Raw genomic sequence first — 14,421 nt, 5'->3', positions numbered from 1 at the left:
GGGGGCTCTCCGGGTGTGGCTCCACCGGCCGCGCCCCCTCACCCCCGGCTGCCGCCTCGCCGCGCCGACGGCGGGGTCGTCGCTTCCCTCTCCCCGCGTGCGGGGAGAGGGGAATGCGCGCAGGCCTTCGGGGCCGAGAGCCGGAGGACACTTTCCTATTCGAAAAAGGCTGGTCCCCCTCTCCCCGCCGGGCGGGGAGAGGACGTCGTCCTCCCCTTGCCGGGAGGCGACGTGAGCCCGACAGGGCGAGGGTGAGGGGGGCTCTCCGGGTATGGCTCCTCCGACCGCGCCCCCTCACCCCCGGCTGCCGCCTCGCCGCGCCGACGACGGGGTCGTCGCGGCCCTCTCCCCGCGTGCGGGGAGAGGGGATGCGCACCGATTTCTATTGCGGCGCGGGGGGCGGCGCCGGGTCCGCGGGTACGGGATCCGCCGCGCTCGCCGTCTCGGTGGATTTGGCCAGTTCCGGATAGGCCTCGATCATCGATGCGCCGTTGAGGGGCTTGCTCTGGCCGTTGTGGCAAGTGGTGCAATTCACCTTCGGCACGTCGCCGAGCACGCCGAGGCGGGCGGTGGGGAAGGTGGAGGTCAGCGGCTCGAGGTAATTGCCGTTGATGTCCCGCACCATGCGGATGCCGTGCCAGGCGGTGGTGCGCTGGGGCGTGCTCTGCGACCAGTTCGAGATCGCCCGGGTGTTGTGGCAGAAGGTGCAGTTGACCCCGAGACCCTCCGACATGTGGATCATCAGGCCGTAGGTCTTCTCCGCGTCCTGGATCGGCTTGCCCTTGGTGGTGGGAAGCGCCGTGGTGGCGTTCACCCTGATGGCGTTGTTGTCGATGGTCTTGTCGGCGAGGTATTCGGTCAGGGTGTCGTAGGGCAGCGAGGCGAGCCCCACCGAGGCCTTGGCCAGGTTCTGCCCGTTGTTCCGGGCGGTGAAGCCGCCGGGCCGGTTCGGGCCGGGATCGGTGAACCAGACATGGGCCGGCACCGGCTGGCCGCGATGGCAGGTGAAGCAGGTGACGCCCGTGCCGCCCACATGCTTGTCCTTCCAGCTTTCATTGATGTGCTGGGTCATCTGCAGCATCCGGCGGGCGACCTTCTTCTGGTAGAGGCTGTCGTCGGCCATGTTCTCGGTGTTGTGACAGTAGGTGCAGCCCTGTTCGGGGCTGACCCATTCGGTCATCGAGACCATCAGGCGGTTGAACTCGTTGACGCTGACGTTCTTGAGGACCTGGACGTTCTCGTAGGTGGCGCCGGCGAGTTCCTCGCCGGGCTCGGCCGGGTCGGCCGGCGCCGGCGCGACATTGGCCGCCTTCGTCTCGGCCGCCCCGGCGCGGGTATGGATCTGGTCCATCGCCGTGCCGCGAAAGCCGCTCTGCTGGACCGCCAGGGGCGGCCGGTCCCAGTCGGTCAGTCCGAACATCGCGATGGTGAGGAAGAAGGCGATCGAGGCGCCGAGAACTGTGACGAACGTCTTCATGGGACCGCCCCCGGCATGCTCAAGGGATCGACGACCGGCGCGTAGACCTGCGGATAGGACGGGGCGACGCCGTGCTTGACCGCCCAGAGGTACCAATTGTCGACCACCGTGCCGGTGAGCAGGATGCCGATGCCGCCGGTGAGGGTGGTCAGCACCGCGAACCACCAGGCCCAGCGGTGGATCGATTCCATCGTGGCGTTGAAGCCCATGGTCCAGCGCCAGAACAGGGCGGCGCGTTCGGTGGCGGTGCCGCGATCGACGATCTGGTCGATCTCGCGCTCACCGCCGAAGCGGCTCACCGCCAGGATGGTCGCGCCATGCATCGCGAAGAGCAGCGTCGACCCGTAGAGGAAGACGATCGAGAGCATGTGGAACGGGTTGTAGAAGAGATTGCCGTAGCGGAGCGAGAAGGCGGCGGTCCAGTCGAGATGCGGGAAGATGCCGAAGGGCACCGCCTCGCTCCACGACCCCATCAGGACCGGCCGGATGAAGCCGAGGACCAGGAACAGCCAGATGGCGGAGGCGAAGGCCCAGGGCACATGGGTGCCGAGGCCGAGCGCCCGGGCGCGGCGATAGAGCCGGACCCACCACAGCAGGATCGAGGCGGTGAGGAAGAAGCCGGCGATCAGCCACCACCCGCCCTCCTGCAGCGGCGGCAGGATCTTGAGCCCGTATTGCGGTCGCGGCGGCTCCAGGGCGAGCCAGGGCAACTGGCGCACGAACTGGACCGGGTCCCAATTCACGCTCGCCCACATGTTGAGGCCGACGATCTCGAAGGCGATGAGGAAGCACACGCCCGAGAGGGCGCCGAGATAGCCGATGTAGATCGGACCCACCTGGGCGTTGCCGAACAGGCCGAACAGGTAGCTGTGGAACGGCGTGCCCCAGCGCCGGTCGACATCGACGGGAACGCCGAGTTCCGGAATGGTGGAGCGGACTTGGACCTCGGTGAAGATGTTCTGATAGTAGGCCATGGTCGTGCCCCCCTCTAGCGCCAGACCGGGAGATTGAGCCACCAGCCCCACCATTCCGGCCAGCCACGGGTCCAGAACGGGCCGCTGATGATGATGCAGACGGCGCTCCAGAAGCCCGCCGACAGGGCGAGGAACAGGCCGAGCCGGTGGATGCCGAGCGTGCCGATCGAGTAGCCGATCGTGTCGCGGAAGAAGGTGTCCTCGTGCTCGGGCGTCTTCACCACCTGGCCCTTGCCCGGATTGGTGGCCGAGAGGATCAGGGCGCCGTGCAGGGACAGGGCGAAGGTCGTCGTGAAGAAGAACGACACCGCCAGCATGTGCGCCGGATTGTAGTGGAAGTGCAGGTACTGGTAGCCGGTGTTCGAGACCCAATCGAGATGGGAGAGGATGCCGTAGGGAAAGCCGTGGCCCCAGGCGCCCATCAGGAACGGCCGGATCACCACCAGCGAGACATAGGCGAAGATCGCCACCGCGAAGGCGAAGGGCACGTGGTAGCCGATGCCGAGCTTGCGGCAGATCTCGACCTCGCGCAGGGCCCAGGAGACGAACGACCCGATGGCGCAGAAGGTGATGATCTGCCAGAGGCCGCCCTCCTTGAGGGGGGCGAGCGCCAGCCCGTATTTGAGGTCGGGCGGCGCGATGTTGATCTGCCAGATGTTCCAGGTCGGCCCGAGTGCGGCGCCATAGATGATCAGCGCGGTGCCGAGCACCGAGAAGAACAGCGTCGTGACGCCGAAGAACCCGACATAGAACGGCCCGACCCAGAAATCGAACAGGTCTCCGCCGAGGAGCGTGCCGCCGCGGACGCGGTATTTTCGTTCGAAACTCAGCATCGCCATCGCGAATACCTCCCGGCTTCACAGGTCACGATTCTTGATGGATTCGCGCATCCGCCCTTATCGGCAGAGCGCGTCCCTCTCCCCCTTGTGGGGAGGGGCTAGGGGTGGGGGTGGCGCCGCCAGCCTCCGCAGCAGGAGGGTCGCCCGACCACCCCCACCTCCAACTCCTCCCCGCACCCATCTCGGGCTTGCCCGATATGGGCACCGGAGATGCGGGTCTCGGGCGAGCCCGAGACCCGGAGGGGGAGGAGAGTGATCCGCATCCCGCCGGTCAGGCGGGCATCGTCGGCAGGACCAGCGTCTGCGCATTGGCGGCGCGCGGGGCCTTGGGGCCTTCCAGCCAGTTGAACCGGTCGGTGCTGAGCAAGATGAAGTGGATCAGCAACGCCAGAATGAACAGGAAGGTGAAGAGCGCCACCAGCGTGCGGCGCGGATCGAAGAGAAGCCAGACCTTGTGCATGGGTGCGTTCCTCCTCAGGAGATCATCGAGACGAGGCCGTGCGCGGCGCTCGTGACGGTGTCGAGGGCGGCGTAGCCCTTGGGGCCGGGCAGCCACGGGCGCCACATCCAGACGAGGATATGCGCGACCACGGCGATGGCCGTGAAGATGATGAAGCTCGTCAGGAAGATCGCGTGGAACTCCTTGGCTTCGGGTTCGGTCAGCCCGGACAGGCTGCTCGCTTTTTCGATTCCACTGGACATGATGTGAGCCTCCGCTTTCGTCTGGCCGTGCGTGCTCCACGCGCGGCGGGTGAGGTCGCGGGGGCCGGCAGCGGCGCTCGCGACGGTCGTTCCCCCCTCGTCGGACGGGAGGTCGTTCGGGTTCCGGATCGGGCGGGCATCGGCCCGGGGCGATCCGGCCCCGGAAAGCGTCAGCCCATGAAGACGAAGGGGATCGCCGACACGGCCATGGCCTTGGCCTCGCCGAAGACCGAGCGCCGGGCGATGAGCCCGTGGCCCGCCGGAGCCCGTGCCGGGACGAGGCGCTGGAGCGCCGCCGCCGCGAGGAAGAACGGGTAGGTCGCCACCAGGAGGAGGCGGAACTGCAGCTCGTGCCGCTGCAGGCGCGACGGGGCGGGACGCGACAGAGCCTGGCGGGAGGGCATGGTCCGGGGGAACATGGTCATCGACTGCATGGCGGAGATCTCCTGTCCGCGATCCGCGGCGGTCGGCCTCGCGAAGAGGCCGGTTCTCGACGGAAACGGCGCCGCGCCGCTCCAGCCGGAAAGAGGGTGTGGGGCGGGGGCGCTCATGCCGCCGCTCCGAGGGTCAGGTCCGCATGGGCGCGCTCGACCTCGGCCGGGGAGACCCGCTCCTGTCCGGCATTCCGGGTCGCCCGTTCGGCGGCGTCGCGCAGGCGCTTGGCCACCGAGATCCGCACCAGCACCGGATGGGCCTCGACGAGGTCGTCGAGGAGGGTGCGGGCGGCCTCGTCCCAGGGCAGTTCGCGATGGATCCGCGCCGGCGTCGCCTCGACCCGGTCCATGTCGCGGGCCAGGGGCAGGATGTGGAAGAGCATGTCGAACAGGGCGTTGCAGACCTCCTGGATGAGGTAGGTCGCGCCCGAGAAGCCCATGAACGGCGTCCCGGTATGGCGCCGGATGATGGCGCCGGGGAAGGAGGCCGGCACGAACACCGCCCGCGATCCGCATTCGGCCGCGTACATGCGCTCGTTGAACGAGCCGAACAGGACGAGGGGCGGGTTGGCCTTGATGGCCTCGCGCACCGCCGCGTTGTCGGTCTTGGCGCCGGGCCGGCGCGAGATCGCGAAGGTGCAGGGCAGGCCCATCTCGTCTTCGAGGAAGCGGCGGACGCCCCGCGCATAGGTGTCCGAGGCGACGATGCCGAAGCTCGCCGTGCCGAAGAAGTCCTGGGTCACCGAGCGCCACAGGTCCCAGACCGGCTTGATCGTGGTGTGGCGCTCGCGCTCGATGAAGGGCTCCGGATCGAGGCCGAGGATCTCGCCGAGCTTGCGCAGGAACTTGGTGGTGGCGTGAAGCCCGATCGGCGCCTGCAGGTAGGGCCGCTCGAGGGCTTCGCAGAGCAGGCGGCCGAACTCGCGGTAGAGGCAGATATTGGCGTCCGCGTTCACGAGTTTCGGCACGTCGGCGAGATGCGAGCCGAGCGGAAAGGCGAGGTTCACCTCGGCCCCGATCCCCTCCACGAGGCGGCGGATCTCGGCCAGATCCGAGGGCATGTTGAAGGTGCCGTAGGCCGGGCCGATGATGTTGACGCGGGGGCGCTCGCCCTCCTTGCGGGGAGGCCTTGCCGGGATGCCCTTCTTGGCGAATTTGCGCGCGCCGTATTCCTGCCAGAGCCAGGACATCGCCCGGTCGGCGGTCTGCCACTGGTCCTCGTCGATGGTGCGCGGCAGGAAGCGCTGGAGGTTGGTGCCCTCCGGCGTCACGCCGCCGCCGATCATCTCGGCGATGGAGCCGGTGACGACCACGCTCGGCATCCCCGGATCGAGGGTGGCATGCGCCCGCTTCATCGCGGCCTCGGTGCCGTGGCGGCCGAGCTCTTCCTCGGCGAGCCCGGTGACCACGATGGGCAGTTCGTGCGGCGGCAGCGCGTCGGTGTAGTGGAGCACCGAGGTGACCGGCAGGTTCTCGCAGCCGACGGGTCCGTCGATGACGACCTGCAATCCCTTGATGGCGGTGAAGACGTAGACGGCGCCCCAGTAGCCGCCGGCCCGGTCGTGATCGAGGACGAGCATCAGGCCATCTCCCCGATCGGGTTGTGGGAGGGTTTTCCGCGCGTCGCCGAGGCGACGTTCTGGCGGACCTTCGGCACCTCTTCCCAGATGCCGGCGGCATGGCCCTCGCCGACCCCGTCGAAGAAGTCCCGCATGGCGTCGAACCGGTGGCGGTTGCCGAGCGCCGTGTTGATGACCTTGGCGAGCGACCCGGCTCCGGCGACGCCCATGAGCGGGCGGGCCGAGATCAGGTTGGTGAAGTAGAGGGCGGGGATCGCCCGCTCCTTGGCCGCCTGCACCACCGGCGTGGTGCCGATGGCGAGGTCCGGGCGGAACTCGCGCATGGCGGAAAGATCGTCCTCCAGCGAGGCGCGAAAGCGCACCATGACGCCGCGTGATTCCAGCCAGTCGCGGTCGGCCTCCGAATAGGGCGTGCGCGGGCAGGCGGTGCCGACATAGGCGAGATCCGCCCCGCTCTCGACGAGGAGCCGGCCCACCAGCAGTTCCGAGCCTTCGTAGCCCGAGAGCGTGATCCGGCCCTTGATCGGTGTGGCGGCCAGCGCCCCCCGGATCATCGGGAGGAGACGGTTCTTGGCGGCCTCCACCGTGGCGCGCGGTACGGCGCAGGCCTCGCCGATCCGGTCGAGCCAGTCGGCGGTGCCGTCATGGCCCACGGGGGCGGAGCCGACGATGGGGCGCCCGGCGAGTTCGAATTCGCGGATCGAGGCGGTGTAGAACGGGTGGATCGCCGCCACCGCCGCGCAGTCGAGGGCCGCGTAGAGTTCGCGCCATTCGCGGGTCGGCACCACCGGGCCGGCGCTGAGGCCCAGCGGCTCCAGCAGGCCGCCGATCACCACCGGGTCGGCCGGGAACATCTCGCCGAGCAGCGTCACGCTGGGGCGCTCGGAGCGGCCGAGACGCGGGGCCTGGACCGGACCCTGCTCGGCCTCGGAGCGGGCGAATTTCAGCATGGCCCCGGCGAGCACGTCCTTGGCTTCCGCATGGGTCGGCACGCCGAAGCCCGGCACGTCGATGCCGATGATGCGGACCCCGTCGATCTCCTTCGGCAGGAGGCGCAGCGGAACGCCGGAGGCGGTGGGCACGCAGAGGTTGATGACGACGACCGCGTCGTAATCGGCGGGCTTGGCCACGTCGAACACCGCCTCGCGGATGTCCTCGAACAGCTTGCCGGTGACGAGGGTCTCGGAATTGAAGGGGACGTAGCCGACGCTGCGCTTGGCCCCGTAGAAATGCGAGGTGAAGGTGAGGCCGTAGACGCAGCAGGCCGAGCCCGACAGGATCGTCGCCGTGCGGCGCATGCGCAGGCCGACGCGCAAGGAGCCGAAGGCCGGGCACATGCTCTGGGGCTGGTCGTGCGGCCCTTGGGGGTAGTCTTGTCTGAGCTGCTCCAGCGTCTCCGACATCCCGGCGGCTTCGGCGGCCGCCCGCATCGCGTCCTTGCCGGAATGGCAGCCGAGCCCGTCGGTCTCGGTGGCGGCGAGATTGACCGCCTCCGCGGGCAATGCGGCGGGAGCCAGGGTCGAGGCGGGACGCTCCTTGCGGGCGCGCAGATCGGCGATGTCGAGGGAGACGGCCATGCGCGTCAGACCTCGTCGTAGACGACTTCGAGGGACGGCTTCACGACCAGGGCCGTGCCGCACATATCCTCGAAGGTGGCGGGGACCAGGGTGACGCCGCGGCCGACGGCCTCGCCCTTGAACAGGCCGAGGAGGCCGTCCTGGGAGAGCGGTGTCGGATGGTTGGCCGCCGCGTCGTGGACGTTCTGGGCCAGATCCGCGAAGAGCGAGCCCCATTGGCTCTCGGGCCTGCCGATGATCTCGTAATTCGCGCTCTTCTTGCGGATGTCGTCGTCGGCCGGGATCGAGGCCAGGACCGGGATGCCCACGGCGGCGGCGAAGGCCTGGGCCTCGCCGGTTCCGTCGTCCTTGTTGATGACGAGGCCGCCGACACCGACATTGCCGCCGAGCTTGCGGAAGTATTCCACCGCCGAGCAGACGTTGTTGGCCACATACAACGATTGAAGATCGTTCGAGCCGACGACGATGACCTTCTGGCACATGTCGCGGGCGATCGGCAGGCCGAAGCCGCCGCAGACCACGTCACCGAGGAAGTCGAGCAGGACGTAGTCGAAGCCCCATTCGTGGAAGCCGAGCTTCTCCAGCAGTTCGAAGCCGTGGATGATGCCGCGCCCGCCACAGCCGCGCCCGACTTCCGGGCCGCCGAGCTCCATGGCGTAGACGCCGTCGCGCTTGAAGCAGACATCGCCGATGGCGACCTGCTCGCCGGCGAGCTTCTTCTTGGTGGAGGTCTCGATGATGGTCGGGCAGGCGCGGCCGCCGAACAGGAGCGAGGTGGTGTCGCTCTTCGGGTCGCAGCCGATGAGCAGGACCTTCTTGCCCTGCTGGGCCATCATGTAGCTGAGATTGGCCAGGGTGAACGACTTGCCGATGCCGCCCTTGCCGTAGATCGCGATGATCTGCGTCTCCTTGGTGGCGGAGACGGGGGCCGCATCCGGCTCGATGGCGGCTTCGGCGCGCAGGAGTGCGGCTCCGTTCAGCTGCATGTTCATGAAGCGGCTCTCCAATCGAGGATCATCTTCAGGCATTCGGGCTCGCCGAACGCCGTGCGATAGGCGGACGGCGCGTGCGCCGCCGGTTCACGATGGGTGATCAGGCCGTCGAGGGAGAGGCGCCCCCCCTCGATCAGGGTCAGGACCGCGGCGAGATCCTCCGGCCGCCACTGGGCGGCGACGCGGATGCGGGCCTCGCGCAGGAAGGCGGGCGGGAAGGCGAAGGAGAGCGGCGCCTCGTAGAAACCGGCGAGCACGATCTCGCCGCCGGGCCTGAGCCGCCCGATCAGCGTGTCGAGGATCGCGGCGTCGCCGCTGACATCGGTGATGGCGCCGTAATCGCGGGTCTCGTCCGCATCCGGATGCAGGACCTCGTAGCCCTGCGCGCCCGTGGCCCGGACCGGGTTCGTCTCCCACACCACAGGCTCGCCGCCGGCGATCCGTGTCAGGCGGGCGAGAAGCCGCCCGAGGACCCCGTGGCCGACGATGAGCGAGCGGCCCTCCGGGCGGGCGTGGAGAGCGTGGTAGGCGGTGGCCGCCAGGGCGATCAGGATGCCGTGTTCGCGCAAATCCGCATCGATGGGAACGAGGCGCGCGCCTTCGCTCACCAGGCGGGAGGCCGCGCCGCCGAACAGGCCGCGCACCGGGCCGAAGCAGCGGGCGCCGGGGACGAAGACCCGCTGCCCGACCGCGAGGCCGGAGGCGGGGCCGGCTTCCACCACCTCTCCCACCGATTCGTAGCCGGGGACCAGCGGATAGCCCATGCCCGGGAAGGGCGGCATCCGGCCCGTCCAGAGCAGGCGCTCGGTGCCGGTGCTGATGCCGCTCCACAGGGTCTCCACCACCGCGTCGGCCGGGCCCGGAGCATCGAGGGCGAGTTCGGCGAGCGACAGGTGTTCGGGGCGTTCGAAGAGGACGGCCAGCGCGTGCATCGTGTTCGACCCTCCCCTGTCTCGTGCCTCGACCCGATGGCGACGGGTGCGGCGCTTGTTCGATGTGTCATCCTAGATTGACACTTTTATTCGTCAAGCCTTACTTACGCTGCAGCGTGTCAATTCGTCTGGACACCAGCAGGCGGGTCAGGAGCGGGCGCCGCGTCGGGATCTCGCGGCAGTCGCGGAAACCGGCCTCCTGGAGGAGCGCGGTCAGCTCGGCGGGGCGGCGGCAGCGGCCGCTTCCCATCGCCAGCAGGTAGAAGCCGAAATAGGCGTCGGTGACCGGCTCGGCCCCCGCCGTCCCGGCCATCGGCTCGGCGATCAGGAGCGTGCCGCCATCACCGAGCGCGTCGTAGGCGGCGCGCAGGAGCAGGCGGACGGTGTCGTCGTCATGGTCGTGGACGACCCGGACGAGGGAGATGACGTCGGCACCCGTCGGCAGGGGCGCGGTGCGGAAACTGCCGCCATGGGCTTCGGCGCGGTGGGACAGGCCCTCGGCCGCGAAACGCTCCGTGGCGCGGGCGGCCACCGCCGGCAGGTCGAACAGCCGGACGGCGAGACCGGGCGTCGCCCGCATGGCCGCGCGCAGGAAAGCCCCCTCGCCGCCCCCCACATCCATCAGCAGGCGGTGCCGGTGCATGGGATAGGCGTCGAGGATGTCCTCGGCGATGAGGGATTGGGAGGCGGCCATGAGGGCCGAGTACTCCGCCACCGCCTCGGCCGGGATCGCCGTGGCGCCGGCCGCTCCGGCATAGGGCCAATAGGCGGCGAGCCGGCTCGTGCCCCCCTCCCCGCGCAGGAGCGCCACCGGGTCGCGCAGATCCTCGTAGAGGAGCGCATGGTGCTCGATCATGGCGGCGATGGAGGGGTTGCCGATCAGCGCCGCGCCGAGATCGGCCAGGGCGAAGCGCCCGTCGGGCAGGCGCCGCAGCAGGTCGAGCGAGGCGGCGGCGTCCAGCAGGCGCAACGCCCGCTCCGGCCTCAGGAGGGTCCGCTCGGCCAGGGCCTCGAGCCCGAGCGGGCCGGGGGCGAGGATGGCGAACAGGTCGAGCCTGATGCAGGCGAACAGGGTCTGCGAATAGACGAAGCCGGCGCAGAGATCGAACAGCGCGCGGGTGTTGCGCCGGGCGATTCCCCGCGTCAGCGGAAACGCGGCGGCCCAGCGCTGGAAGGCCGGGTTGGCGATGGTGCGGTTGCGGAAGGCGAGCCAGCGCTCGCGCCAGGTCGCGCGCTGTCCCCCTCCCCCCACGGATCTCGGGCTTGCCCGAGATCCGTCTCTGACTGACCAAGTCGGGCAGGCCCGACTTGGTGTGGGGGAGGGTGGCCCTCGCGTCAGCGAGGGTCGGGAGAGGGGAGCGCCATCTCCGGAGAGGTCGCCCCCTCTCCCGCCTGCTCCGCAGGCACCCTCCCCCGCAGAGGGGGGAGGGTTCATGATCGGCGTCGCGTCAGGCGCGGAATCGGCCCGCAACATCGGGTCAAGCCCCGCTCACGCCAATTCCCGCGCCAGGCTCGCCGGCAGGAACAGGCGCGTCTGCGCCTCGATCTCGGCGCGGAGTTGATCGGCGCCGGGGCAGGCGGGGATCACCTCCACGGCTTCCCGCACGAGGCGCTTGAGCCGCGCGAGCGCGCCGGCCATGCCGAGCAGGGCGGCGGCGTTGGGCCGGCCCAAAGTGGCGTCGCGGCCCACCGGCTTGCCGATCTCTTCCTGGCGGCAGGCGACATCCCGCAGGTCGTCGGCGACCTGATAGGCCTCGCCGAGGCATTCCCCCAGCAGCCGCCACGGCAGCGCCTGCGCGCCCGCCGCCGCCGCGCCGGTGACCGTGGCCGCCGCGAACAGCGCGCCGGTCTTGGCCTGCTGGTACTCGGTGAGCCCCACATGCCGTTCCGATTCCCAGGCCTGCCCGGCGGCGATGCCGTTGGGCGAACCGGCCGCGCGGGCGACGAGGCCGACGAGGGCGGCGAGCCGGGCCGGCGAGCGCGCAGCACCCCGCGCCAGGGTCTCGAAGGCCGAGACGATGAGCGCATCCCCGGTCAGCACCGCCAGGGGCTCGCCGAAGGCGGCATGGACCGAGGGTTTCTGCCGCCGCGTCGGCGCATCGTCGAAACAGGGCAGGTCGTCATGGACCAGGGAGGCGCAGTGGATGAGTTCGATCGCCGCCGCCGCCGCGTCGGAGGCCGCCGGATCGTCGTCGCCGCAGGCCCTCGCCACCGAGAGGCAGAGCCGGGGCCGGATGCGGTGGCCACCGGGAAAGACCGCGTAGCGGATCGCCTCGGCCAGGAGCGGCGGCGCGCCGGGCGCCTCCGCATGGGCGACGGCAGCGTCGAGAGCCTGCTCGATCCGGCGGTTGGCATCCATGGCGCCACTCCCTGGTGTCTTTTCGTATTGCCATTGCAAAGTGTCAGATAATATTGACACTCGTCAAGGCAGAAACGGGTGACACAGTGGCGGCACAGCGGGTTGCGGTGATCGGAGCGGGGATCGGCGGGCTGGTGGCGGCCCTGCGCCTCGCCCATGCGGGGCTCGACGTCACCGTGCTCGAACGCGCGGCCGCGCCCGGCGGCAAGATGCGCAGCGTCGCGGCGGACGGGGCGCGGGTGGAGGCCGGCCCCACCGTCTTCACCATGCGCTGGGTCTTCGAGGAGATCTTTTCGGAATGCGGCGCCGACCTGTCGGACCGCGTGGAGCTCCGCCCGGCCTCCATCCTCGCCCGCCATGCCTGGGGGGCGGGGGAGCGCCTCGACCTGTTCGCCGATCCCGAAGCCTCGGCAGCGGCGATCCGCGCCTTCGCCGGCCCCCGCGAGGAGGACGGCTATCGCCGTTTCCGCGCCCGCGCGGCGGAGGTCTACGGCACGCTGGAAGGGCCGTTCATCCGGGGCGAGCGGCCGAGCCCGGTCGATCTCGGCCGCCGCGTCGGCCTGTCGGGCCTCGGCGGTCTGCTGCGCATCCAGCCCTTCACCACCCTGTGGGGGGCGCTCGGCGAATATTTCCGCGATCCCCGCCTGCGCCAATTGTTCGGGCGCTACGCCACCTATTGCGGCTCCTCGCCCTTCGAGGCCCCGGCGACGCTGATGCTGGTGGCGCATGTGGAGAGCCAGGGCGTCTGGCATGTGGAGGGCGGTCTCAGCCGCCTCGCCGCCATCATCGCCGAACTGGCGCAGGAAAACGGCGCCCGCATCCGCTATCGCGCCGAAGTGGCCGCCATCGCGGTGGAGAACGGGCGCGGCATCGTCGGTGTCGACCTCGCCGATGGCGAGCGGATCGCGGCCGATCTCGTGGTGGCCAATGCCGATGCGGCGGCCCTCGGCGCGGGCCTGTTCGGATCGCGCGCGGCGCGGGCCGTGGAGGCTGTGCCGTCGAACGCCCGCTCCCTCTCGGCGGTGACGCTCTGCGCGAAGGCCAAAACTTCCGGCTTCCCGCTGGTGCGGCACACCGTGTTCTTCTCGGGCGATTACGCGAACGAATTCGCGGAGCTCCGCGCCGGCCGGCTGCCTTCTGACCCCACAATCTATGTCTGCGCGCAGGACCGCGCCGACGACGATTCGGCCCTCGACCGACCCGAGCGCCTGCTCTGCCTCGTCAACGCCCCGGCTCTCGGCCTCGAACGCCCCCTCGCCCCCACGGAGATCGCCACATGCGAGACCAATCTGCGTCGCAAGCTGACGGAATGCGGGCTGACGATCGAGGCGACGCCCGGGACGGTGACCACCGATCCGGCGGGGTTCGAGCGGCTGTTTCCGGCGACGGGGGGCGCCCTCTACGGCCGGGCCTCGCACGGCTGGATGGCCTCGTTCAAGCGTCCGGGCGCCAGGACGGCGCTGCCGGGGCTGTATCTGGCGGGGGGCAGCGTCCATCCGGGGCCGGGGGTGCCGATGGCGGCGCAATCGGGGCGGATCGCGGCGGACAGCCTGCTGGCCGATCTCGCCGCGAAGGGCCGCGCTTCGACACGCCGGTGGCCCGGGACGGTTACGTCTGGTGGTATGTCGACGCCCTGAGCGAGGACGGCCGCCAGGGGCTCACCATCATCGCCTTCATCGGCAGCGTGTTCTCGCCCTATTACGCCCTGGACCTCAGCCGCGACCCGTTCGACCACTGCACCATGAACGTCGTGCTCTACGGGGAGCGCGCCAACCGCTTCTGCATGACCGAGCGCGGCCGGGATGCCCTGAGCCGGGACGCGTCGCAGATCCGAATCGGCCCGAGCGGTCTCGCCTGGGACGGCACCACCCTCACCATCACCCTCGACGAGGTGACGGCGCCGATCCCCTCGCGGGTGCGCGGCACGATCCGCCTGCGCCCCAACGGCTTCACGCGGGACACCTTCACCCTCGACGCGGAGGGCCGGCACCGCTGGTGGCCGATGGCGCCCTCTTCCCCCGTGGAAGTGACCCTCGACGCCCCGAGCCTGTCCTGGCGCGGCACCGCCTATTTCGACACCAACCACGGCGACACCGCTTTGGGCCGGGATTTCAGCGACTGGACCTGGTGCCGGGCCGACCTCAAGGACGGATCGGCGATCCTCTACGACGTGCACCGCCGCGACGGCAGCCTCCAGAACCTCTCCCTGCGCTTTGCCGCCGACGGCACCCGCCGCGACATCCGCCCGCCGCTCCCCGCTGCTTTGCCGCCGACGCGGTTCTGGCGCATGCCCCGCACCACGCGGAGCGACGACGGGGCCTCCACGGTCGTCCGCACCTTCGAGGACACGCCGTTCTACGCCCGCTCGCTCCTCGCCTCGACCCTCGACGGCGAGCCCGTGCGCCCGGTCCACGAGAGCCTGTCCCTCGACCGATTCCGCAACCCGCTGGTGCAGTTCATGCTGCCGTTCCGGATGCCGCGGCGGGTGGGGTGATGGGGGCTGCCGGCTTTTCCGCTAGCAGTGCAGAGAAAGCTACTTGTAAAAACTTGTCTGG

14 protein-coding genes are annotated in these 14,421 nt (G+C 70.1%); 2 read left to right on the top strand and 12 right to left on the bottom strand.

Going from position 1 to position 14,421, the window contains the following annotated elements; translation table 11 throughout:
- Positions 1 to 382 precede the first annotated feature (382 nt).
- The 12 genes from pufC to A3OM_RS0108340 all read right to left on the bottom strand — a co-directional run bounded on the left by pufC (position 383) and on the right by A3OM_RS0108340 (position 11,866).
- On the bottom strand, positions 383 to 1,477 hold the full coding sequence (pufC, locus tag A3OM_RS0108395) for a photosynthetic reaction center cytochrome PufC (RefSeq protein ID WP_018043296.1): 1,095 nt from the start codon (positions 1,475 to 1,477) through the stop codon (positions 383 to 385).
- The gene (gene pufM, locus A3OM_RS0108390; protein WP_018043295.1) at positions 1,474 to 2,451 is read right to left on the bottom strand and encodes a photosynthetic reaction center subunit M; all 978 of its coding nucleotides are present in this window, start codon (positions 2,449 to 2,451) and stop codon (positions 1,474 to 1,476) included. The genes pufC and pufM overlap by 4 nt, the downstream gene beginning before the upstream one ends.
- Positions 2,452 to 2,465: 14 nt before the next feature.
- Positions 2,466 to 3,290 carry a photosynthetic reaction center subunit L gene (pufL, locus tag A3OM_RS0108385; protein WP_018043294.1) on the bottom strand — a complete coding sequence of 275 codons (825 nt, stop codon included), beginning with the start codon at positions 3,288 to 3,290 and terminating at the stop codon, positions 2,466 to 2,468.
- 271 nt (positions 3,291 to 3,561) lie between these two features.
- Complete coding sequence (gene pufA / locus A3OM_RS0108380; protein ID WP_018043293.1) at positions 3,562 to 3,750, bottom strand: light-harvesting antenna LH1, alpha subunit; 189 nt, start codon at positions 3,748 to 3,750, stop codon at positions 3,562 to 3,564.
- 14 nt (positions 3,751 to 3,764) lie between these two features.
- Positions 3,765 to 3,992 carry a light-harvesting antenna LH1, beta subunit gene (gene pufB / locus A3OM_RS0108375; RefSeq protein ID WP_018043292.1) on the bottom strand — a complete coding sequence of 76 codons (228 nt, stop codon included), beginning with the start codon at positions 3,990 to 3,992 and terminating at the stop codon, positions 3,765 to 3,767.
- Between the two features lie 170 nt (positions 3,993 to 4,162).
- Complete coding sequence (locus tag A3OM_RS0108370; RefSeq protein ID WP_026175845.1) at positions 4,163 to 4,396, bottom strand: hypothetical protein; 234 nt, start codon at positions 4,394 to 4,396, stop codon at positions 4,163 to 4,165.
- Between the two features lie 143 nt (positions 4,397 to 4,539).
- On the bottom strand, positions 4,540 to 6,006 hold the full coding sequence (bchZ, locus tag A3OM_RS0108365; protein ID WP_018043290.1) for a chlorophyllide a reductase subunit Z: 1,467 nt from the start codon (positions 6,004 to 6,006) through the stop codon (positions 4,540 to 4,542).
- A complete protein-coding gene (bchY, locus tag A3OM_RS0108360) occupies positions 6,006 to 7,583 on the bottom strand; it encodes a chlorophyllide a reductase subunit Y (protein ID WP_018043289.1) in 1,578 nt (525 codons plus the stop codon). The genes bchZ and bchY overlap by 1 nt, the downstream gene beginning before the upstream one ends.
- A gap of 5 nt (positions 7,584 to 7,588) precedes the next feature.
- Positions 7,589 to 8,575 (bottom strand): chlorophyllide a reductase iron protein subunit X, encoded by a 987-nt coding sequence (locus tag A3OM_RS0108355; RefSeq protein ID WP_018043288.1) that lies wholly within the window; start codon positions 8,573 to 8,575, stop codon positions 7,589 to 7,591.
- Positions 8,572 to 9,507 carry a chlorophyll synthesis pathway protein BchC gene (bchC, locus tag A3OM_RS0108350; protein WP_018043287.1) on the bottom strand — a complete coding sequence of 312 codons (936 nt, stop codon included), beginning with the start codon at positions 9,505 to 9,507 and terminating at the stop codon, positions 8,572 to 8,574. Before bchC ends, A3OM_RS0108355 begins: the two co-directional genes overlap by 4 nt.
- Positions 9,508 to 9,607: 100 nt before the next feature.
- Positions 9,608 to 10,759 carry a methyltransferase gene (locus A3OM_RS0108345; RefSeq protein ID WP_018043286.1) on the bottom strand — a complete coding sequence of 384 codons (1,152 nt, stop codon included), beginning with the start codon at positions 10,757 to 10,759 and terminating at the stop codon, positions 9,608 to 9,610.
- A 237-nt stretch (positions 10,760 to 10,996) separates the two neighbouring features.
- Positions 10,997 to 11,866: a polyprenyl synthetase family protein gene (locus A3OM_RS0108340; RefSeq protein ID WP_018043285.1), complete on the bottom strand. Its 870-nt coding sequence runs from the start codon at positions 11,864 to 11,866 to the stop codon at positions 10,997 to 10,999.
- A gap of 86 nt (positions 11,867 to 11,952) precedes the next feature.
- Between A3OM_RS0108340 and crtD the strand changes: the two genes are divergently transcribed.
- Together crtD and A3OM_RS0108330 are read left to right on the top strand one after the other, a co-directional pair.
- The gene (crtD, locus tag A3OM_RS0108335) at positions 11,953 to 13,503 is read left to right on the top strand and encodes a 1-hydroxycarotenoid 3,4-desaturase CrtD (protein WP_018043284.1); all 1,551 of its coding nucleotides are present in this window, start codon (positions 11,953 to 11,955) and stop codon (positions 13,501 to 13,503) included.
- Entirely contained in the window at positions 13,461 to 14,360 is a 900-nt protein-coding gene (locus tag A3OM_RS0108330; protein ID WP_018043283.1) for a hypothetical protein, read from the top strand. Before crtD ends, A3OM_RS0108330 begins: the two co-directional genes overlap by 43 nt.
- The last annotated feature ends 61 nt before the right edge of the window (positions 14,361 to 14,421 follow it).

It is taken from the genome of Methylobacterium sp. 88A (genome assembly GCF_000376345.1).
Classification (GTDB): Bacteria; Pseudomonadota; Alphaproteobacteria; order Rhizobiales; family Beijerinckiaceae; genus Methylobacterium; species Methylobacterium bullatum.
The sequence above is the reverse complement of the archived record's forward strand: the minus strand, read 5'-3'. Positions and strand labels throughout refer to the sequence as shown.